Annotated in this window: 19 protein-coding genes; 11 read left to right on the forward strand and 8 right to left on the reverse strand. The window is 66.2% G+C overall.

What is annotated here, in order from left to right:
* Nucleotides 1-76 precede the first annotated feature (76 nt).
* Nucleotides 77-1,855 carry a chromosomal replication initiator protein DnaA gene (gene dnaA, locus ACFXBC_RS01485; protein WP_385017217.1) on the reverse strand — a complete coding sequence of 593 codons (1,779 nt, stop codon included), beginning with the start codon at nucleotides 1,853-1,855 and terminating at the stop codon, nucleotides 77-79.
* Nucleotides 1,856-2,218: 363 nt separating this feature from the next.
* On the opposite strand from dnaA, the gene rpmH reads away from it, so the two are divergent.
* The 9 genes from rpmH to ACFXBC_RS01530 all read left to right on the forward strand — a co-directional run bounded on the left by rpmH (nucleotide 2,219) and on the right by ACFXBC_RS01530 (nucleotide 9,091).
* Nucleotides 2,219-2,356, forward strand: a complete 138-nt coding sequence (rpmH, locus tag ACFXBC_RS01490; RefSeq protein WP_030990579.1) for a 50S ribosomal protein L34 — start codon at nucleotides 2,219-2,221, stop codon at nucleotides 2,354-2,356.
* Between the two features lie 18 nt (nucleotides 2,357-2,374).
* Nucleotides 2,375-2,746 (forward strand): ribonuclease P protein component, encoded by a 372-nt coding sequence (rnpA, locus tag ACFXBC_RS01495; RefSeq protein WP_164258230.1) that lies wholly within the window; start codon nucleotides 2,375-2,377, stop codon nucleotides 2,744-2,746.
* Nucleotides 2,743-3,072, forward strand: a complete 330-nt coding sequence (gene yidD, locus ACFXBC_RS01500; protein ID WP_164258231.1) for a membrane protein insertion efficiency factor YidD — start codon at nucleotides 2,743-2,745, stop codon at nucleotides 3,070-3,072. The genes rnpA and yidD overlap by 4 nt, the downstream gene beginning before the upstream one ends.
* A 3-nt stretch (nucleotides 3,073-3,075) precedes the next feature.
* Nucleotides 3,076-4,386 (forward strand): membrane protein insertase YidC, encoded by a 1,311-nt coding sequence (yidC, locus tag ACFXBC_RS01505; protein WP_385017223.1) that lies wholly within the window; start codon nucleotides 3,076-3,078, stop codon nucleotides 4,384-4,386.
* Nucleotides 4,387-4,401: 15 nt separating this feature from the next.
* Nucleotides 4,402-4,914, forward strand: a complete 513-nt coding sequence (locus ACFXBC_RS01510; protein ID WP_385017226.1) for a protein jag — start codon at nucleotides 4,402-4,404, stop codon at nucleotides 4,912-4,914.
* Between the two features lie 104 nt (nucleotides 4,915-5,018).
* Nucleotides 5,019-5,735 (forward strand): 16S rRNA (guanine(527)-N(7))-methyltransferase RsmG, encoded by a 717-nt coding sequence (rsmG, locus tag ACFXBC_RS01515; protein ID WP_385017229.1) that lies wholly within the window; start codon nucleotides 5,019-5,021, stop codon nucleotides 5,733-5,735.
* Nucleotides 5,736-5,984: 249 nt separating this feature from the next.
* Nucleotides 5,985-7,061, forward strand: coding sequence for an AAA family ATPase (locus tag ACFXBC_RS01520; RefSeq protein ID WP_385017442.1), 1,077 nt, complete (start codon nucleotides 5,985-5,987; stop codon nucleotides 7,059-7,061).
* A complete protein-coding gene (locus ACFXBC_RS01525; RefSeq protein ID WP_385017232.1) occupies nucleotides 7,058-8,164 on the forward strand; it encodes a ParB/RepB/Spo0J family partition protein in 1,107 nt (368 codons plus the stop codon). The genes ACFXBC_RS01520 and ACFXBC_RS01525 overlap by 4 nt, the downstream gene beginning before the upstream one ends.
* 309 nt (nucleotides 8,165-8,473) lie before the next feature.
* Nucleotides 8,474-9,091, forward strand: a complete 618-nt coding sequence (locus ACFXBC_RS01530; protein WP_385017234.1) for a GNAT family N-acetyltransferase — start codon at nucleotides 8,474-8,476, stop codon at nucleotides 9,089-9,091.
* Nucleotides 9,092-9,177: 86 nt separating this feature from the next.
* On the opposite strand, the gene trxA is transcribed toward ACFXBC_RS01530, so the two are convergent.
* From trxA to ACFXBC_RS01545, 3 genes are all read right to left on the reverse strand, one after another.
* Entirely contained in the window at nucleotides 9,178-9,522 is a 345-nt protein-coding gene (trxA, locus tag ACFXBC_RS01535) for a thioredoxin (RefSeq protein WP_385017236.1), read from the reverse strand.
* A 49-nt stretch (nucleotides 9,523-9,571) separates the two neighbouring features.
* Entirely contained in the window at nucleotides 9,572-10,546 is a 975-nt protein-coding gene (gene trxB / locus ACFXBC_RS01540; protein WP_385017239.1) for a thioredoxin-disulfide reductase, read from the reverse strand.
* Nucleotides 10,547-10,652: 106 nt separating this feature from the next.
* A complete protein-coding gene (locus tag ACFXBC_RS01545) occupies nucleotides 10,653-10,874 on the reverse strand; it encodes a hypothetical protein (RefSeq protein WP_385017242.1) in 222 nt (73 codons plus the stop codon).
* Between the two features lie 13 nt (nucleotides 10,875-10,887).
* On the opposite strand from ACFXBC_RS01545, the gene ACFXBC_RS01550 reads away from it, so the two are divergent.
* Entirely contained in the window at nucleotides 10,888-11,154 is a 267-nt protein-coding gene (locus tag ACFXBC_RS01550; RefSeq protein ID WP_385017245.1) for a hypothetical protein, read from the forward strand.
* Nucleotides 11,155-11,545: 391 nt separating this feature from the next.
* Here ACFXBC_RS01550 and sigM read toward each other — a convergent pair whose 3' ends face one another.
* The 4 genes from sigM to ACFXBC_RS01570 all read right to left on the reverse strand — a co-directional run bounded on the left by sigM (nucleotide 11,546) and on the right by ACFXBC_RS01570 (nucleotide 18,645).
* Nucleotides 11,546-12,259 (reverse strand): RNA polymerase sigma factor SigM, encoded by a 714-nt coding sequence (sigM, locus tag ACFXBC_RS01555; RefSeq protein WP_385017248.1) that lies wholly within the window; start codon nucleotides 12,257-12,259, stop codon nucleotides 11,546-11,548.
* 26 nt (nucleotides 12,260-12,285) lie between these two features.
* Nucleotides 12,286-14,019 carry a protein kinase family protein gene (locus ACFXBC_RS01560; protein ID WP_385017251.1) on the reverse strand — a complete coding sequence of 578 codons (1,734 nt, stop codon included), beginning with the start codon at nucleotides 14,017-14,019 and terminating at the stop codon, nucleotides 12,286-12,288.
* A gap of 128 nt (nucleotides 14,020-14,147) precedes the next feature.
* The gene (gene murJ, locus ACFXBC_RS01565; RefSeq protein ID WP_385017254.1) at nucleotides 14,148-16,307 is read right to left on the reverse strand and encodes a murein biosynthesis integral membrane protein MurJ; all 2,160 of its coding nucleotides are present in this window, start codon (nucleotides 16,305-16,307) and stop codon (nucleotides 14,148-14,150) included.
* Between the two features lie 46 nt (nucleotides 16,308-16,353).
* A complete protein-coding gene (locus tag ACFXBC_RS01570; RefSeq protein WP_385017257.1) occupies nucleotides 16,354-18,645 on the reverse strand; it encodes a DUF6049 family protein in 2,292 nt (763 codons plus the stop codon).
* Nucleotides 18,646-18,827: 182 nt separating this feature from the next.
* Here ACFXBC_RS01570 and ACFXBC_RS01575 point away from each other — a divergent pair, with 182 nt between their 5' ends.
* The gene (locus ACFXBC_RS01575; RefSeq protein WP_385017261.1) at nucleotides 18,828-20,270 is read left to right on the forward strand and encodes a CCA tRNA nucleotidyltransferase; all 1,443 of its coding nucleotides are present in this window, start codon (nucleotides 18,828-18,830) and stop codon (nucleotides 20,268-20,270) included.
* Nucleotides 20,271-20,279: the final 9 nt, after the last annotated feature.

Below are 20,279 nucleotides of genomic sequence, written 5' to 3' on the forward strand. Positions count from 1 at the left end.
GCGGGGGCCCCCGGCCGCGGCGGCGGCGCGCGGCCCCCCCCCGGCCCCCCCTGCGCAGGCTCTGAAAGCCCTTCGGTCAGCCGTTCTTGATGCGGTTGGTGAGCTCTGTGACCTGGTTGTAGATGGACCGCCGCTCGGCCATCAGGGCCCGGATCTTCCGGTCCGCATGCATCACGGTCGTATGGTCCCGGCCGCCGAACTGCGCCCCGATCTTGGGCAGTGAGAGGTCAGTGAGCTCACGGCAGAGGTACATCGCGATCTGCCGGGCCGTCACCAGTACACGGCTGCGCGAGGATCCGCAGAGATCCTCGATGGTCAGCCCGAAGTAGTCGGCCGTCGCCGCCATGATGGCGCTCGCGGTGATCTCCGGGGCCGCGTCCTCACCGCCGGGAATCAGATCCTTCAGAACGATCTCGGTGAGCCCGAGATCGACCGGCTGGCGGTTGAGCGACGCGAACGCCGTCACCCGGATCAGAGCCCCCTCCAGCTCGCGGATGTTGCGCGAGATGCGGGAGGCGATGAACTCAAGGACTTCCGGAGGGGCGTTGAGCTGCTCCTGGACCGCCTTCTTGCGGAGGATCGCGATCCGTGTCTCTAGCTCAGGCGGCTGTACATCGGTGGTGAGACCCCACTCGAACCGGTTGCGCAACCGGTCCTCCAGGGTCACCAGCTGCTTCGGCGGCCGGTCGGACGAGAGCACGATCTGCTTGTTGGCGTTGTGCAGGGTGTTGAAGGTGTGGAAGAACTCCTCCTGCGTCGACTCCTTGCTCGCCAGGAACTGGATGTCGTCGACGAGGAGGATGTCGACATCGCGGTAGCGCTTGCGGAAGGTGTCGCCCTTGCCGTCGCGGATCGAGTTGATGAACTCGTTGGTGAACTCCTCGGAGCTCACGTAGCGCACCCGGGTTCCCGGGTAGAGGCTCCGGGCGTAGTGACCGATGGCGTGCAGCAGGTGAGTCTTGCCGAGCCCGGACTCCCCGTAGATGAACAGCGGGTTGTAGGCCTTGGCCGGCGCTTCGGCGACAGCGACGGCGGCCGCGTGCGCGAAGCGGTTCGACGCACCGATGACGAAGGTGTCGAAGAGGTACTTGGGATTCAGCCGGGCCTGCGGCTCACCCGGGCCGGGAGCGGGGCCTGGCTGTGCGGCCAGCGGCCCCGGTGCTCCGCTCGGAGCCGGCAGCTGGCGCTGCGAGGACTGGTGGTCGCGCAGGTCGTGGCGCTCGGGCCGCGGCTGCTCGTACTGCTGGCGCTCCGGCTGCTGTCGGTAGTCGTGCTGCGACGGGGAGCGCGGGCCTGTATAGGGGTCACGCTCCTGGAAGCCGCCGAGCCTGGGCTGCTGCCAGGAGAGGTCCTCCTGAGTGCGCGGCCAGGCGCCGGGATCCGGACGCTGCTGCTGGTAGTCCGGGTAGGCGGGCCGGGCGGTCGGCAGTCCGTCGTCCGACGAGCCCTGGCCGTACCCGTCGTAGGTGTCGCCGTGCCGCTCGTACGTGTCGCCGTGCCGCGGCTCGTCGTGCTGCGGGTGCTGATAGCGCTGCTGCTGCGGGGGCTGCTGCATCGGCGGGGGCGGCGGCGAGGGGTCACCGATGGTGTCGTCGACCGTGATGGCGATCCGGATCGGGCGGCCGCATTCGTGGCTCAGCGTCTCGCTGATGAGAGGTGCGAGCCGGCCTTCGAGGACCCGCTTGCCCCATTCATTGGGGACGGCGAGAAGCGCGGTGTCCGCCACCAGCGCCAGCGGCTGGCAGCGCTCGACCCACTGCTTGTCCTTCGGCTCGATATTTTGCTGGCCCTCGCCGAGGAGACGTTCGAGTACTCGTGGCCACACTGCGGCAAGATCGGCAGGTACGTCAGCCACAGGGCACGCTCTCTCGCAGGTCCCACGAATGTGTGGTTCTCGGGACGGGGGGTGAAGACAGGCAGGAAAAAGACTTGGGAGTTCCGCCAAGGTAGTCAGGGCGACCCGCACGGTTCAAGTTGTTGTCCACAGCCTGTGCACAGTGGGGGCCGACGTAAGGGCCGGTTTGACCGGATGGCGTAGTCGCGCGTACCGTGACCAGGTCGAGTTGTCGATGGCTGCTGCCGCCTGCCTCCGATGGGCAATGATCACGATCTGTGGTCGTGAGCGGTGCACACGGGCGTATTCGCGAGCTACTCGTGGGCGCACGGTGACAGCCAGGCGATGTCCCGCCATCACCCGATTCATTTCTGGAGCCCCCGAGTGAGCAAGCGCACCTTCCAGCCGAACAACCGTCGTCGCGCGAAGACCCACGGTTTCCGTCTCCGTATGCGCACGCGCGCCGGTCGCGCCATCCTGGCGACCCGCCGTGGCAAGGGTCGCTCCCGCCTGTCCGCCTGATCTCGTACAGGTCATGACGTGCTGCCTACCGAGAATCGGCTGAGGCGGCGCGAGGACTTCGCAGCCGCAGTACGACGAGGGCGCCGGGCTGGTCGCCCGTTGCTCGTCGTCCATCTGCGCAGCGGTACAACGGACCCGCATGTGCCTGGGGAGAGCACTCCCCCGACACGTGCGGGTTTCGTCGTAAGCAAAGCAGTGGGCGGAGCGGTCGTCCGCACCGCAGTGAAGCGGAAGCTTCGCCATCTGGTGCGCGATCGGCTCCCTCAGCTGCCCCCCGGTAGCCTGGTTGTCGTACGGGCGCTGCCCGGCGCGGGCACCGCCGACCATGCACAGCTGGCCCGAGACCTGGACGCCGCCCTGGCGCGGCTGCTGGGAGGGGGCGCGCGATGAAGTACCCGCTGCTGGCTCTCATCAAGTTGTACCAGTGGACGATCAGCCCGCTTCTGGGGCCTGTCTGCAGGTACTACCCGTCGTGTTCCCACTACGGATATACGGCTATCGACCGGCACGGTGCGGTGAAGGGAACGGCACTGACGGCCTGGCGCATCCTCCGATGCAACCCCTGGTCGCCGGGTGGCGTGGACCACGTTCCGCCGCGCAAACGTCCGCGTTGGCACGAACTGCTGCGCAATGCGTGGCGGAAAAGCAAGGGCGGGCACTCCGGTCAGGAGACCGGCCCGGCCGCAGAGACCTCGCCCAATGCTCAAGGAGCCTGATTAGTGGACACGATTGCCAGTCTGTTCAGCTTTATCACTACCCCAGTTTCCTGGGTCATCGTCCAGTTCCACTCGCTGTACGGAGCCATCTTCGGCCCCGACACGGGCTGGGCCTGGGGGCTGTCCATCGTGTCCCTGGTGGTCCTGATCCGGATCTGCCTGATCCCGCTCTTCGTGAAGCAGATCAAGTCGACCCGTGGCATGCAGGCGCTCCAGCCGAAGATGAAGGCGATCCAGGAGCGCTACAAGAGCGACAAGCAGCGTCAGTCCGAAGAGATGATGAAGCTGTACAAGGAGACGGGTACCAATCCGCTCTCCTCGTGCCTGCCGATCATCGCTCAGTCGCCGTTCTTCTTCGCGCTCTACCACGTACTCTCTGCCATCGCCAACGGGCAGACGAAGGGGTACATCGACAAGCCGCTGCTGGAGAGCGCACAGAAGGCGCACATCTTCGGCGCCCCGCTGGCGGCGAAGTTCATGGACAGCTCGGACAAGGTCGCGGCGCTGGGCGCCTCACTGACCGACGTCCGTATCGTCACCGCGGTCATGATCATCATGATGTCCGCGTCGCAGTTCTACACGCAGCGTCAGCTGATGACGAAGAACGTCGACATGTCCGTCAAGACGCCGTTCATGCAGCAGCAGAAGATGCTGATGTACGTCTTCCCGGTGATGTTCGCAGTGATGGGTGTCAACTTCCCCGTCGGTGTTCTCGTGTACTGGCTCACCACCAACGTGTGGACCATGGGACAGCAGATGTTCGTGATCCACCGGAATCCGACGCCGGGCAGCCAGGCACAGTCCGGTCTGCTGGAGCGGATGCAGAAGCACCTCATCGCACATGGTTCGACGCGGACCCGCCACCAGCGCAACATCATCAAGGGCATCGCCTCCAAGGAGACGAAGGACCGCAACGACGCCGAGCGTAAGTTCATCACCACGCTGAGCAAGGCCGGCCTCGTGGCCCAGGCCGACGGCACCGTGGAGAAGAGCGACGCGGCTGTGGCCGCCGAGGCTGAAGGCGTCAGCCTGGCTGAGGCAGCGCCCAAGCGTCAGCAGCCCAAGCGCCAGACCAAGGCGCAGCGCCAGACGGGTGCTGCTCAGGCAGGCCAGGCGCAGACCGGTGGGACGAAGGCCTCGGAGAAGTCCGCCCCCAAGGGGGCTGATGCTTCCTCCGAGAAGACCTCGCTGGACAAGAGCGCGGCGGAGTCCGGTTCCGAGCCGGACTCCAAGCCTGCTTCCCGTAATGCACGCCAAGCCAAGCCCGGGCAGCGCAAGGGCCAGCAGCGGCCCAAGCACCCGTCCAAGAAGTAAGAAGGAGTCCATCCCGTGACGGAAGGCACCATCACCCCCGCCGCCGCTGAGGGCGACACCCTGAGCCGGCTGGAGCAGGAAGGCGAGATCGCGGCTGACTACCTCGAGGGGCTGCTCGACATCGCGGACCTCGACGGTGACATCGATATGGATGTCGAGGCCGACCGTGCTGCGGTCTCGATCATCAGTGATGCGAGCAGCCGCGACCTTCAGAAGCTTGTGGGACGCGACGGTGAGGTGCTGGAGGCTCTCCAGGAACTCACCAGGCTCGCGGTGCACCGGGAGACCGGGGACCGTAGCCGCCTGATGCTGGACATCGCGGGCTTCCGGGCCAAGAAGCGTGAGGAACTCGCCGCACTCGGCGCCAAGGCGGCCGATGAGGTGAAGAGCTCCGGTGAGCCCGTCAAGCTGGACCCGATGACGCCGTTCGAGCGCAAGGTCGTGCATGACGCGATTGCCGCCGCTGGGCTGCGCAGTGAGTCCGAGGGCGAGGAGCCGCAGCGCTTCGTCGTTGTGCTTCCGGCCTGACCGGTGCATTGTTCTGTCGGCCCCGTCTGTTCGCAGGCGGGGCCGATCTTTGTCAGCTGTTGTCAGCCATCCATGCGGTATCGCGGTAAGGAAGGACGGTCCCCGTGACGGAGTCAGCGGAGCTCCCCCAGGCACCGGAAGTAGCGCATGAGGTTTTCGGCGACTTCTTCCCGGAAGTCGTTCGCTACGCGGAGCTGCTGGCGGACGCGGGGGTCAAGCGTGGGCTGATCGGCCCGCGTGAGGTGCCCAGGCTCTGGGAGCGGCACCTGCTGAACTGCGCGGTGCTGTCCGAGGTGGTTCCCCAGGGTGTGACGGTCTGCGATGTGGGTTCCGGTGCAGGACTGCCGGGCATCCCGCTGGCTCTGGTACGCAGGGATCTGAAGATCACCTTGCTGGAGCCCCTGCTACGGCGGACCAACTTCCTGCAGGAAGTGGTGGAACTGCTGGGGCTCGACCATGTGACGGTTGTCCGTGGCCGGGCGGAAGAGGTCCTGGGCAAGCTCCCCCCGGTCCATGTGGTGACGGCCAGGGCAGTGGCTCCACTGGACCGGCTCGCTGGGTGGGGTGTGCCGCTGCTGCGTCCGTACGGGGAGATGCTGGCCCTCAAGGGCGATACCGCTGAAGAGGAAATTCAGGGCGCACGGGCCGCTCTCAGCAAGCTTGGTGTCGTTGAGACTTCAGTGCTTCAGGTTGGAGAAGGGATCGTCGATCCGCTGTCCACGGTGGTGCGGGTCGAGGTGGGGGAGAGCCCAGGGGGTGTTCGCTTCGCAGCGAAGCGGGCCAAGGCGGCTCGGGTGAGCCGTAGCCGGCGGCGTCGATAGGTGATCACGCGGCCGGAACGCCGCTAAAGCTGGTAAATGGGGGCAATTCGGAGTGTCGTGACGTTGTGAAGCGGCAGCAGAGGCATCTTGTTTCACGTGAAACGTCGCTCTCTGCTGCATGGGATCATCAGTCGCAGTCGCGCTGCCTCCACGCCGCGTGATCGTAGGCCCTTTGGGGCCACAGAGTTGTCCCCAAAGGTGGATTCATCCACAGAAGAACATGCCTCGCTGGTTCACAACCCCGAAAGCATGGCAGGCTCTGTGCATTGCGAGCCTGAAGTCGAGGAGAGTGAATCCTTGCGGTCCGACGCCAACATCGCGGGACCGATGACCGATCCGGTCCCCGGTCCCCGTACCGAGTCGGCGGCAGATGATGTTTCACGTGAAACACCGCCGCCGATGGACGACACCCCTATTGGTCGCGCTGCCCAACTGGCTGTAGAAGCTCTCGGTCGTGCCGGAGAAGGCCTGCCGCGGCCGGAGCAGACACGCGTCATGGTGGTCGCGAACCAGAAGGGCGGCGTCGGTAAGACCACAACAACGGTCAACCTCGCCGCCTCACTCGCGCTGCATGGCGCGCGTGTACTGGTGATTGACCTGGATCCTCAGGGGAACGCCTCTACGGCACTGGGGATCGACCATCACTCCGAAGTCCCGTCGATCTATGACGTTCTGGTGGATAGTCGACCGCTCTCCGAAGTGGTCCAGCCCGTGCCCGATGTCGAGGGCCTCTTCTGTGCCCCGGCCACTATTGATCTCGCGGGCGCCGAGATCGAGTTGGTCTCCCTCGTGGCCCGGGAGAGTCGCCTTCAGCGAGCGCTCCAGGCGTATGAACAGCCCCTGGACTACATCCTGATCGACTGCCCGCCGTCCCTGGGCCTGCTGACCGTCAACGCGATGGTGGCCGGTGCCGAGGTGCTGATCCCGATTCAGTGCGAGTACTACGCACTTGAGGGGCTGGGACAGCTGCTGCGGAACGTCGACCTGGTCCGTGGGCATCTCAATCCGGAGCTGCATGTGTCGACGATTCTGCTCACCATGTACGACGGCAGAACTCGTCTTGCCTCGCAGGTGGCGGATGAGGTGCGCAGCCACTTCGTTCGCGAGGTCCTCAAGACCAGCATTCCACGGTCGGTCCGTATCTCTGAGGCCCCGAGCTATGGGCAGACGGTCCTCACCTATGACCCAGGGTCCAGCGGTTCGCTGTCGTACCTTGAAGCGGCTCGTGAGATCGCATTGCGGGGTGTCGATGTGCACTACGACGGCCGGCACGCGCATACGGGCAGTCAGAACAGTCAGCGGAGCATGTCGGAGGGGATCCAGTGAGTGAGCGACGCAGGGGGTTGGGACGTGGACTCGGTGCGCTGATCCCCGCCGCACCCCAGGAGAAGGTGGGACTCGCCGGTGCTGAGGCGGCGTCCTCCACGGGCACTGCACCAGTGATGACAGCGGAGCGAGGTGTGGCAGCTGCGAAGCTGGCGGCCTTGCCGACCGCACCTGTTTCACCGGAATCGATGGTCCCCGCGCAAGAGTCGGCACCCTCAGCTGCGTCAGAGCGCACGGAGCCCACGAGTGCCTACTTCGCTGAACTGCCGTTGGACGCGATCACGCCCAACCCGCGTCAGCCGCGTGAGGTCTTCGACGATGACGCCCTTGCTGAGCTTGTCTCCTCCATCAAGGAGGTGGGCCTGCTGCAGCCCGTCGTCGTACGTCAGGCCGGGGCCGAACGCTTCGAGCTCATCATGGGTGAGCGACGCTGGCGGGCTTGTCGCGAGGCGGGTCTGGAGCGCATTCCGGCGATCGTCCGAGCCACCGACGACGAAAAGCTTCTTCTGGATGCGCTGCTGGAGAACCTTCACCGTTCCCAGCTGAACCCGCTGGAAGAGGCTGCGGCTTACGATCAGCTGCTCAAGGATTTCAACTGCACACACGATCAGCTCGCTGACCGGATCGGTCGCTCGCGGCCTCAGGTGTCCAACACACTAAGGCTGTTGAGGCTTTCGCCCCCGGTGCAGCGCAGGGTCGCGGCCGGTGTCCTCTCTGCCGGACATGCCCGTGCGCTGCTGTCCGTGGACGACTGCGAAGAGCAGGACCGGCTGGCGCACCGCATCGTGGCGGAGGGTCTCTCGGTCCGTGCGGTCGAGGAGATCGTCACGCTGATGCAGTCGCGTCCGCAGAGCACCCCGAAGGCCAAGGGCCCCAGGGCCGGTGCGCGAGTGTCGCCGGCGCTCTCGGATCTCGCCTCACGGCTCTCGGACCGCTTCGAGACGCGGGTGAAGGTCGATCTGGGGCAGAAGAAGGGAAAGATCGTCGTCGAGTTCGCTTCAATGGATGATCTGGACCGGATCCTCGGCTCGCTCGCCCCCGGTGAAGGACGCGTCCTGGAGAAGCAGAGCGCGGAGGAAGCCGTCGAAGAGGACGAGAGCTGAATCTGCGGCGGGGAGCTGAACACAGGGTGGGGCGTATCCGGTAGCGCGGAGCACGTCCCACCCTTTGCTTTCTCACGGTATCCGTCTGAACGCCGGGATGGATACGATGCGTTCTGGTATGGCGCATCCACCTTGATCCATTGCGGAGGGAGGGCAGGGGCCCATGCGAACGGTGCACCGCAGCCGGCTGGTGACTGCTGGACTGGGACTGGGTGTCGTCGGCGGATTCGTCGGCAGTCTGCTCAGGGAGTGGAGCGTCCTGAGTGCCGCTTGCGAAGCGGCCGGTGAGAGAAGTGAGGAACACCGTTCATGGGGCGTCGGCTTGTACCGCTCACGCTGGACAACCTTCCGGACCTTCCCCAGCGTTGCCGTTCATGTGTCTTCTGGGAGCTCGATCCCGTCAGTGGGGAAGCCGCGATAAAGGCTGGTACGCCAGAGCTGGAGAAGGAAGCCTGGATCTCGGCCGTACTGCTGGAGTGGGGTTCCTGTGGTCGGGTTGTCTACGTCGATGATGTGCCGGTGGGCTTCGTTCTCTATGCGCCACCTGCCTATGTGCCACGCTCGTTGGCCTTTCCGACGAGCCCGGTGTCTCCCGATGCCGTGCAGCTGATAACTGCCTGGATCGCACCCGGATATCAGGGGCAGGGGCTGGGGCGGGTGCTGGTGCAGACGGTGGCGAAGGATCTGCTGCGGAGGAACTTCAAGGCGATCGAGGTGTTCGCCGATGCTCGGTGGAAGGAGCCCGCGTGCCTGCTCCCCGCGGATCATCTGCTTGCGGTCGGTTTCAAGACGGTGAGGCCACACCCGAACTACCCGAGATTGCGGCTTGAGTTGCGTACGACTCTGTCCTGGAAAGAGGACGTGGAGCTTGCCCTGGACCGTCTCCTGGGTGCAGTGAAGAAGGATCCTGTGCTGCGTCCGCTGTGAGGATGGCTCTCACAGAAGTGACCGCACTATGACAACAGGGACCGCCCCGAAGGGCGGCCCCTGTTTCACGTGAAACGTTGGTGGCGTCAGGCCTTGGCCTCGTCGCCGATAAAGCTCTCAAGGTCGCGAACGATCGCGGCCTTCGGCTTGGCACCGACGATGGTCTTGGCCACCTCGCCGCCCTGGTAGACATTGAGCGTCGGAATGGACATCACGCCGTACTTCGCGGCAGTGCTCGGGTTCTCGTCGATGTTGAGCTTGACGACCTCGATCTGGTCACCGTACTCCGCGGCGATGGCCTCGAGAGACGGGGCGATCTGGCGGCACGGACCGCACCAAGCGGCCCAGAAGTCGACCAGAACGGGCTTGTTGTTCTTGAGGACGTCCTCTTCGAAGGAGGCGTCAGTCACGTTCTTCAGGGTGCCGGCCACGGCGGGCTCCTCTTTCTTAACGGGTTGTTCGGGATGGGGAAAGCAACGATCAGGTGCTGGCGATCTTCTCGGGCTCAGCGGCCTTCTCGCTGTCGGCGAGGGCCGAGAGGAAGCGCTCGGCGTCGAGGGCGGCGGAGCAGCCCGTCCCGGCAGCGGTGATGGCCTGACGGTAGGTGTGGTCGACAACGTCACCAGCGCCAAAGACACCGGTGAGGTTGGTCCGCGTCGAAGGCGCGTCGACCTTCAGGTAACCCTCGTCGTCCAGGTTCAGCTGGCCCTTGAACAGCTCAGTACGCGGGTCATGGCCGACGGCGATGAACAGGCCCGTCACGGCAAGCTCAGAGGTCTTTCCGGTCTTGGTGTCGCGCAGCGTCAGGCTGGAGAGCTTCTGCTCGCCGTGGATCACCGCGACCTCGCTGTCCCAGGCGAACTTGATCTTCGGGTCGGCAATGGCGCGCTCCTGCATGGCCTTGGAGGCACGCAGAGTGTCCCGGCGGTGGACGATGGTGACGGACTTGGCGAACCGGGAGAGGAAGGTGGCCTCCTCCATCGCGGTGTCGCCGCCGCCTACGACGGCGATGTCCTGGTCCTTGAAGAAGAAGCCGTCGCACGTGGCACACCAGGAGACACCGCGTCCGGAGAGGGCGTCCTCGTTCGGCAGACCCAGCTTCCGGTGTTGCGAGCCGGTTGTGACGATGACCGCCTTGGCCTGGTGCACGGTGCCGGCGGTGTCGGTGACGGTTTTGATCTCACCGGTCAGATCGACGGCGACGACGTCGTCAGGAACCAGCTCGGCACCGAAGCGCTCTGCCTGAGCGCGCATGCCGTCCATCAGGTCGGGTCCCATGATGCCGTCCTGGAATCCGGGGAAGTTCTCCACCTCGGTGGTGTTCATGAGCGCACCACCGGCGGTGACTGCACCTTCGAAGACCAGCGGCTTCAGTGACGCGCGCGCGGTATAGAGCGCGGCGGTGTAACCGGCGGGCCCGGAGCCGATAATGATCACGTTACGGACGTCGCTCACGGGTTTCTTCCTCGTCTCTGCGGACTGCTTGCTGCCTACTGGGGCCAAGTCCAGCGGACTCTCACCCCACCCAACGGATCCTACGGGGCATGCATTCCCGTAAGGGTCAGCCGCGGGGATAGACGTGGGTCAGGAGCACCTTGCCGCGCGAGGACGGGGCGGCGTGTACGCATGCTGCGTCCACGACATACGCCTGGACCCGGCTGGTGTCGGTGGGGTGCGGCAGTACGACCAGGAAGGCATCGGAGCCTTTGTAGGTTCCCTTCTGGGCAGCGATCGGGCCGTCTGCGCGTCCTATGCCCTTCTCGATACAGGAGGGCACGGACACGGAGGTCCCGTTCTTGAGTGTTGTCGGGCCGGAGTCCATATGGACCGATGGGGCTCTCTTCTCCTGCGGGGAGGCCGTGGTCGCTGAGGTGTCCGAGGCCAGCAGGGAGTGCACCTGGCCCTGCAGGGCGGCATCGGCGAATACGGGTGTCCCGCCGCGCTTCGACGCCTTCTCCGCGGCCCTGGTGTCACTGCTCGATGGAGTGGACGACGACTGCAGGAAGAACGCGCCGATGCCGATGACGGCTGCCCCGAAAGCCGCGCTGAGAGCGGCGACGTGACGTCGCCGTGCCGCACGGGTTCGTCCTGGGCCCGTGGTGGCACGAGGACGGCCTGACGGGCGGTTGCGGTGAGTGGGCTCCGTACTGTGTGAGGGGAGCGATGTTTCACGTGAAACACGCCTCGTGCCTTCGTCCGGCCGGGGTTCGGGCAGGGGCTCCGCAGCCAGAGCGGCGTCGATGCGCTCAGCGATATCGGGGGGCATAAGCCCGGGCGCGGGCTCAACGGTGAGCAGCTCCTGAATCTCGCGGAGCGAACTCCTGACATCGGAACAGAGTGAGCAGGACTCGATGTGCTGTTCTATCTCCCCTGCACGGGATGGCGTAAGGAGACCTTCGGAGAGGTCAGCGATCTCTGAAACATCGGGGTGCTGAGACGTGTCGGCCGTCGATGTCATGCGCGTCCACCTCCGCCCTTCACTGCAGCAGGATCCTGCGGTCCCACGTCTTTCGGCCTCGACGCAGGTGGGACGGATGCCCCCGGCATCCGGTTCCTTACCGTGTCGGCCGGGCTGTCGCTTCCTGTCTCCGCCCGCTTCGGACGCAGATGGGAGAGGAGAGGGAGGAGCCTTGCGCGGCCGCGCGCACAGCGGCTCTTCACGGTGCCCGTAGGCACGTCGAGAATCTGGGCAGCCTCCGCCACCGGATAGCCCTGCATATCGACGAGTACGAGGGCAGCGCGTTGGTCTGCTGGCAGGGTGGTCATGGCCTTGATGAGTTCGCGGTGCAGATCCTGCCGTTCCGCTGGTGCCTCGGCGGATTCATGAGGCTCGAGGAGCTGATCGAGGCGCTCCGTGTCATCGACGGGTGAGGTCTTCCGCGTCGCGGCTTTGCGGGCTCGGTCGAGGCAGGCGTTGACCGTGATGCGGTGCAGCCATGTGGTGACGGCCGACTGGGCCCGGAAGGTGTGGGCGGCGCGGTAGGCGGAGACCAGAGCATCCTGAACGGCGTCGGCGGCCTCCTCACGGTCGTCGAGCGTGCGCAGGGCAACGGCCCAGAGCCGGTCTCGGTGGCGGCGTACCAGCTCACCGAAGGCATCGGCGTCGCCAGCGACGTGGGCAGCCAGCAACTCCTGGTCGTCGGCGGTACCGAGTGCGGTGTCGTCCAACGGTGAGCCCCCTCCCCTGTCCCTGGTCAGCCGGAGAACTTCACATCCGTTATTGCCTGCTTGTACCCCGCGCCGCTGTACTGGTCCCCGGGCGAATCCGGCATGGCCGTGATCCAGACCAGTACATAGCGCGTGTTCACCGGTTTGTCTGCCTTGAAACGCGCTGTCGTGCCGGAGGTGGTCGTCGAAGTGATCTTCTTCATCGAGTCCAGCGGCGCAGAGGGGGACAGTGAATCGGCCGCGTACAGGGAGATTGCTGTCTCGTTGCCCGAGTAGTGCAGCCCTATGGAAGCAGCCGACACGTCCTTGGCCGATCCCAGGTCGTAGACGATCCCCACCCCTTGCTTGAAGGGGGCCAGCTGAGGGCCGTCCTTGAACGAGTAGGTGCGCCAGTAGGTTGAGCTGTCACCGTCGTAGGTCTTTGCGACGTCGGAGGGGTGCTGGGGCTTCCCGTCCGGGTAGTACTCGGCTGCGTCCTTGACCGGAAGCGGCTGAAGAGCCTTCTGCTTGCCGGTGCCGTTGTTGTTGCCGTTGCTGGTCTGGCTGGTGTCCGTGTCACCGGGGTGCTTGCCCCGGTCCAGAAGTGTGTCGGCCAGCTGCCAGCTGCCCAGACCCAGCGCGGCGATCAGCAGCGCAGAGACGGACCACTTGAGCACCTTGCCGGTGCGGCCCTGGAGCGGCGGCGGAGGAGCGGCCACCGGCTGAGCCGGCGCCACCCTTGCACCGGTCGCCGGGCGGCCGTAGGTGCCCTGCTGGTAGTTCGTGCGCTGGTACTCGGGCGGAGGCGTGTAGGCGGGCTCGGGCGGCCGGATCCGAGGCATGGCGGCGACGGCCTTGGCGAGCTCGTCGGGGGTGGTGCAGGGCGGTTCCTGGCGGGACGCGGTGGCGCCGTCGTTGGCCAGGGCACGCATCGCGATCTCCGCGAGATCCCGGTTCACGCCGGCCCGTACCTGATCCGGGGGGAGCAGGCCGACGCCCTTGGGCAGGCCCGAGAGACCATAGGCATCGGTTTCGTAGGGCCAGCGCTGCGTCAGTGAGGCGTACAGCAGGGCGCCGATGGCCTCTGTGTCCGTGCGCTGGGGAGTGTCCGATGTGATGCCGCGGAGTGCCGCGTTCACGGCGAGACCGCGGATGCGGTACTGCCCGGAAGAGGTGCGCAGAACAGCGCTCGGTGTGAGCCTCAGATGGGACAGGCCCTCACGGTGAGCGGCGGCCATGGCCTGCGAGACCTGGCTGACGAGCTGGTAGGCGTCGTGGGCCTCCAGGGGGCCAGAAGCGAGCAGCGCGGTGATTTCTGTCGCGTCGGGCAGCCATTCGTGCACGACATAGACGAGATCGTTCTCCTCGACGGCATCCAGGACCTGCACGAAGCGCGGGTCGCCGAGGAGAGCCGAGGACCGGGCGGCCGCGAGTACGGCGCGTGCCCGGGCGTGATCAGCGGGGAGCAGATGCACACCGACAGCGCGCCGGAGTTTCTCGTCGACCGCACGCCAGCTGCTGAAACCGTCCAGACGGGTGACGCACTCCTCAAGGCGGTAGCGTCTGGCGAGCTTGTGTCCACTGTGGAGCTCGGGCGCTCCCGCGGACTCTGTCGGCTTCTTCTCGCTCTCCCCGTCCTGGGTGCCTTCACCGGCCGTGGTATCAGCCGATTCCTGAGGTTCCGCCGTGCCGTCGGCCGTGGCCTTGTCCGCCTTGGCGGCCAGCGGCTTGTCGCCACTGTTGTCGGCCACGTCGACGGCAGCCGTGCTACGTTCCGCCACCGTCGTTCCTGCCTCCCCATCCGTTGCGCGCTGTCGACCAGTCTGCAAAGCCATGCCAATTGTGCCCACAGTCCGCCGCTATGCACGACACGCAGCGTCGGACGATGGTTGTGCGATGCGCTCGGCGCCTAGCGGCCCAGGCGACCGCGCACCATGGCCACCATCGAGTTGAGCTCGGCGATCCGCATGCGCTTCGCGGCGACGAAGAACACACCGAAAAGTACGGCGCCCCCGACGACCAGCGCAGCCACCGATCCCAGCACACCCTCCCCGAGTTCCCGGATGATGCCGAATCCGACGGCGCCGCCGACGATGGCTCCCGGGAGGGAGGCCAGGGCCAGACGGGCGTACGTACGGAGGATGTGGGCGCCGTCCAGGTCCCCGCCAAGACGGTTGCGCAGCCGGCGCCAGGCGACCCCGACACCGACCGCGTAGGCCAGCCCGTAAGAGGCGGCCATGCCGACCACCGCCCACTGGGACGGGAGGGCGACGTAGCAGAGCGCGGAGGCCGCGGCGTTGACCGCGGCGACGATGACCGTGTTGTAGAAGGGGGTGCGGGTGTCCTCGTACGCGTAGAAGCCGCGGAGGACGACGTACTGCACCGAGTACGGGATCAGGCCGAGCGCGAAGGCCATCAGGACGTAGCCCATGGACTGGGAGGCCTGGACACCGCTGGAGGCGAACAGGAGGGTGCAGACCGGTACGCCCAGGGCCAGGAAGACGAAGGAGACCGGAACGATCGCGACGGCGGAGTTCCGCAGCCCCTGCGAGATGTCGTCGCGGACCGCGCCGACATCTCCGTCATTGGCCGCACGGGAGATCCGCGGCAGCAGGGCGGCCATGACCGAGACGGTGATGATCGCCTGGGGCATTCCCCAGATCAGCTGTGCGTTCGAGTAGGCCATGATGCCTGCGCCGGACCGCCCGGAGTCCTTGCCCGCGGCGGTGGCGAGCTGGGTGACCACCAGGACGCCCGCCTGGTTGGCGAGGACGAACAGGACTGTCCACTTGGCGAGCTTCACGGCCTTGCCGAGACCGTGTCCGCGCCAGTCGAAGCGCGGGCGGAAGCGGAAACCGGCCTCCCGCAGGTAGGGGATCATTGAGAGGGCCTGGACCGTCAGACCGAGCAGGGTGCCGATGCCGAGCAGCCGCACCCCGTCCGGGGGGATGGTCGTCACCTTCATGTGGGAGTCGGCGGCTGTGCCGTAGACCCAGATGAACAGCCCGAAGGTGAAGATCATGACGATGTTGTTGAGGACCGGGGTCCACATCATCGCGCCGAACTTTCCGCGGGCGTTCAGGATCTGCCCCATCACGACGTGCACACCCATGAAGAAGATGGTGGGCAGGCAGTAGCGCGCGAAGGTGACAGCGACGTGGTTGGCAGCCGGATCGTCGGCGATGGGCAGGGACATCAGCCGGATCAGCAGTGGTGCGGCGAAGACCGCGATTCCGACGATGACTCCGAGGGCCACCATGACGACGGTGAGCAGACGGTTGGCGTAGGCCTCGCCGCCGTCGCCGTCCTCCTTCATCGAGCGCACCAGTTGTGGCACGAAGACGGAGTTAAGGCCGCCGCCCACGGTCAGGATGTAGATCATCGTGGGCAGTGTGTAGGCCACGGTGAAGGAGTCGCCGAGGAGCGCCGCACCCAGCGCGGCAGTGATCACCATGGTGCGCACAAAGCCGGTGAGACGTGAGACCAGGGTCCCTGCGGCCATCACCGCGCTGGACTTCAGAAGGCCGGATGCGCCGCCCGATTTCTCGGGGGGAGGATCGATCGGGGCGGGCTCCTGCGGGCCACCGGGGGGCGGGACGGGGGCGGCTCCCTGCTGGTCCCGGAAGAGATGGGCGAACGCGTCCTGCTGCTCCGGTTCGTTCCCGGCCTGGGTCACCAGATCGTCGACGCCGACGAACTGAGTCGTCGCGTCATCCCCGTACGGAAGGTAGCGGGACGGGCCGTCCGGCTCGGGTGGCGGCGTCTGGGCCCACACCCGGGGGTCCGGTGGGTACTGCGCGGCGGGCGGCTGCTGGTACATCGGCTGCGTTTCGGCGTATGTGCCAGGGGGAGGCGGGGGGTGGGACGCACGGTCGTAGAGCGCATCCGCCACCGGGTCCTGGGCGCCGAGGCCGTATGCCCCGTACGGGTCGTAGCCGTAGGCGTCCTGGACATATGGATCCGGGGCAGGCTGATCCTGGCCCGCGGGCGGCTCGGGGGGTGTCCCACCGGAATACGCAGCCCCGCCCCCAGCACCCTGGTCACGGTCACCGTCGTACGGCGCGTTCATTGGTTACCCCACCTCATCGTCCCCGGCCGGCCGGCCACGACATCGCTCAACGGTCCACTTTCTCACCCGTGCCCGACGGGTTGCCGTTTTCCGCTCCGGTGTCCGCCTCCGGGTCACTCGGCTGCTGCGGGTCGTCGCCGCCAGCAGCGGCCGCCCGAGCGGCAGGCTTGCGATGCGTGTACATCCTGATTCCGGCGAGTACCAGAAGCAGCAGACCTCCGGCGATCACCAGCATGACCGTCAGTGTCATCTCCGAGACCGTCACGGTGAAAGGCATCGCCTTGGCACTGCCGTACGGTGTGCCGTCCTCCGTGAAGAGCTGGGCGTACACCCTGACGGGCCCGTTGGCGTTGATCGATGTGGTGAACTTCACCGTCTGGCTGTGGCCGCCCGCGATCTCCAGAGGCTGCTCGGCGACGGCCGCCTTGTCGTCTCCCAGCTGAAGACGGTTGGGGCTGGTCGAGCGCAGCTTCAGCACCAGGTGCTTGACGGGCTGGAGCAGCTTGTTCTGCACGGTCACCGGGATCGTCGCACTGCGTCCGGACAGCGTCATGTCGGACTTCTGGACGATCTGCACTTCTCCGGTGAGGCTCAGCAGATAGGACTGGACCCCGGCGCGGTAGGAGCTCGCTCCCTTGGCGTCACCGCGCCATGAGGTCGCCAAGGACCGGTCCATGGCGTTGCTGAAGGGCGTCACCACCCGGTCCGGCTGGCTAAGGATGATCTTGAAGTTGTCGAGCGTGGACTGTGTGGTCCTGACGTCCTGGAACGCCTTGACCGGTAGTTCCTGGCGGCGCAGGGACGATGGGTACGCCGATGAGCTCGGCACCCTCGTCGTCGCGTCGGGGTCCGCCTTGGCCTTGGCCGCATCGGTGAGGCTGAGAGGCTGGGTCCAGCGCTTCTCGTCGAGTGTGCGCAGTGCGCTCGCCATCGACTGGGCCTGACTGACGGACGGCATCCGCTGGGGGGCGACGACAATGCTGCGCTGCTTCGACGGCTCCTGCAGGGTCAGGGCGAGTGACTGGGCGAGGTAGTTCTGCACGGCGAGAGTGGAGGCTCCCGCCTCGGCCATGTCTCCCTGGAAGGCATGGGAGAGCCTGGAGTCGGAGACCACCGCGGTGGTGCCACCGCCGATGGGCCGGGCCGCTGTGGGGGTGTACGGCAGTCCGGCCGTCTCGTCCAGGCTGTCGCTGCTGGCGATCACATTGTGGGCCCCGGCAGAAGTGGCCACGTCGACGATCGAAGGGTCGATCGCCCCACTGGCGGGCCAGGCGAAATCGGTGGACGCCTTCACATGAAGGATCGTCTGCACGGTCTTGCCGGCGATCTCGGTGGCCGACTGCAGATGGCTCAGAGCACCGGGGACGTTCTTGCCGTGGTGTGCCAGTGAGGCGAGGTCGGGATCGGCGAACGGCAGCGCGACGACCTGCTGGCCCTTTACCGCGTCCTCCAGATCACTCAGCCATTTCTTGGCGACGGCCTGGTTCTTGCCCGCGACCTGGGTGTCTCCGACCTGGATCTGATAGTTCCGGGTCATCGCGTCGACACTCGCCAGCAGATCCGGGTCGATGACCCAGGTGACCGGCAGGGAACGGCCCAGCGACACCATCTGCTCCAGCCGGCCGCCGGGGGCTAGCTCCTCCGCCAGATCGTCGTTCTCGAAGACCGGGGTCTGCTGCGCGTCTGCGCTGGTCTCGGCTCGCAGATGGACCTTCGAGATGAGCGGCCACACCGAAGTGATCTGTGTCTTCTTGCTCTGTGGCGTGGGCTGCCACGGCAGGAAGGTCCGCTGGATGCCGAGCTCCTGCTCGTACGGGGCGCTGGGTGTCTGGCCGGAGAGGGAGACGCCGAGCTGGTACACGCCGTCCGCGTCGAGACTCAGCTTGCTCACGGGGACGGAGATCGAGAAGTCCTCGCTGATCCCCGCGGGCAGTTTCGCGAATTTCTGTGTGTACTTGCCGCCGACCTCCTGCGGGTCGGTGCCCGTCAGGTCCGAGGCGTGCTTCGCCGCGTCATCGATGGCCGATCGGCCGGCAAGGCGCGGGCCCACACGGACACCGACGTGGGCGTCGGTGATGGCTTCCTTGCGCTTGTTCGTCACTGTGCCCGTGATGGTGACGGTGTCGCCCTTCACCGGTGCACTGGGAGACAGCGCATCAAGACTGACGGCTACTGCGCCAGTGCTCTGTGCAGTGACGGCAGCTTGCGCAGGGGCCGCTGCCGGACCGTAGAAAAGGCCCGCCATGAGCGTTCCACCGGCGAGCAGCGACGCTGTGCGCCGCAGCCACCGGCGGGCAGGAGAAGGAGTCATCTCCTGGAAGTGTGCCGCCTCGGCCACGCGCTTGCCCGTCCCTCGTCTTCGTCGGCTGATTCGGTGGTTCTCGGTTGCTGCGTCCACGCATGGTAACGATGCGCCCTGGGCCTGAGTGCCACGGACTGCTCCACATGATCGGAAGGGCGATCGCGGCTGCCGGGAAATCCGGACGCTCCGGTCGGCACGGGCACGTACCCTTTTCTGTTGTGCCGAACGCCAATGATGACAATCCCAGTGCACTGAGTCAGGTGCAGCACCGCGCGGTCGCCGAACTGCTGCGGGTGTCCCCGGTCGCAGATGACCTTGCCCGCCGCTTCCAGGATGCCCAGCACAGCCTCGCGCTGGTCGGAGGATCGGTCAGGGACGCGCTGCTCGGCCGGCTCGGCAATGATCTGGACTTCACCACCGATGCCCGCCCCGACGACGTACTGAAGATTGTCCGGCCCTGGGCCGATGCGGTGTGGGAGGTCGGAATCGCCTTCGGGACCGTCGGCTGTCAGAAGGACGGCTATCTGATCGAGGTCACGACGTACCGCTCCGAGGCCTACGACAGGACCTCCCGCAAGCCCGAGGTGGCCTACGGCGACTCGATCGAGGAAGACCTCCTGCGCCGTGATTTCACGGTCAACGCGATGGCTGTCGCTCTTCCCGAGAAGGCCTTCGTCGACCCGCATGGCGGCCTGGAGGATCTCGCGGGCCGGATACTGCGTACGCCCGGCACACCGGAGGATTCGTTCTCGGACGATCCGCTCCGCATGATGCGGGCTGCCCGCTTCGCGGCGCAGCTGGACTTCGAGGTCGCGCCCGAGGTGGTCGCCGCGATGACGGCGATGTCCGAGCGTATCGGGATTGTCTCGGCCGAGCGTGTACGTGACGAGCTCAACAAACTGCTGCTGTCCGCGAACCCGCGCAAGGGCCTCACGCTGCTCGTCGATACCGGGCTCGCTGAGCGAGTGCTTCCTGAACTTCCCGCGCTGCGTCTGGAGAGTGACGAGCACCACCGGCACAAGGATGTCTATGAGCACTCGCTGACCGTGCTGGAGCAGGCCATCGATCTGGAGCAGGACGGCCCTGATCTGGTGCTCCGGCTGGCGGCCCTGCTCCATGACATCGGTAAGCCCAGGACGCGGCGCTTCGAGAAGGACGGGGGCGTCTCCTTCCATCACCACGAGGTGGTGGGCGCGAAGCTGACCAAGAAGCGCCTGACCGCACTCAAGTACTCCAATGACATCGTGAAGGACGTCACGAAGCTGGTGGAGCTCCATTTGCGCTTCCACGGCTATGGGACCGGTGAGTGGACCGACTCGGCTGTACGGCGCTATGTACGTGACGCCGGACCGCTGCTGGAGCGGCTGCACAAACTCACGAGGTCGGACTGCACCACACGCAATAAGCGCAAGGCCAGTGCTCTCTCGCGCGCGTACGACGGCTTGGAGGAGCGCATCGCGCATCTGCAGGAGCAGGAGGAGCTGGACTCGATCCGTCCTGACCTGGACGGTAACCAGATCATGGAGATCCTGGGTGTTGGCCCGGGTCCTGCGATCGGCACCGCCTACAAGTTCCTCCTTGAGCTCCGGCTGGAGAACGGGCCGATGGAGCACGACGTAGCGGTGACAGCGCTCAAGGAGTGGTGGGCCGCGCAGGACTGAGGTCATGTT

It is taken from the genome of Streptomyces sp. NPDC059398 (genome assembly GCF_042751845.1).
Taxonomy (GTDB): Bacteria; Actinomycetota; Actinomycetes; order Streptomycetales; family Streptomycetaceae; genus Streptomyces.

Excerpts from the sequence above, each read along its gene's own strand:
- yidD (WP_164258231.1), top strand. The coding sequence starts at position 2,743 with ATGAAGTACCCGCTGCTGGCTCTCATCAAGTTGTACCAGTGGACGATC.
- ACFXBC_RS01520 (WP_385017442.1), top strand. The coding sequence starts at position 5,985 with ATGGCAGGCTCTGTGCATTGCGAGCCTGAAGTCGAGGAGAGTGAATCC.
- ACFXBC_RS01530 (WP_385017234.1), top strand. The coding sequence starts at position 8,474 with ATGGGGCGTCGGCTTGTACCGCTCACGCTGGACAACCTTCCGGACCTT.
- murJ (WP_385017254.1), bottom strand. The coding sequence starts at position 16,307 with ATGAACGCGCCGTACGACGGTGACCGTGACCAGGGTGCTGGGGGCGGG.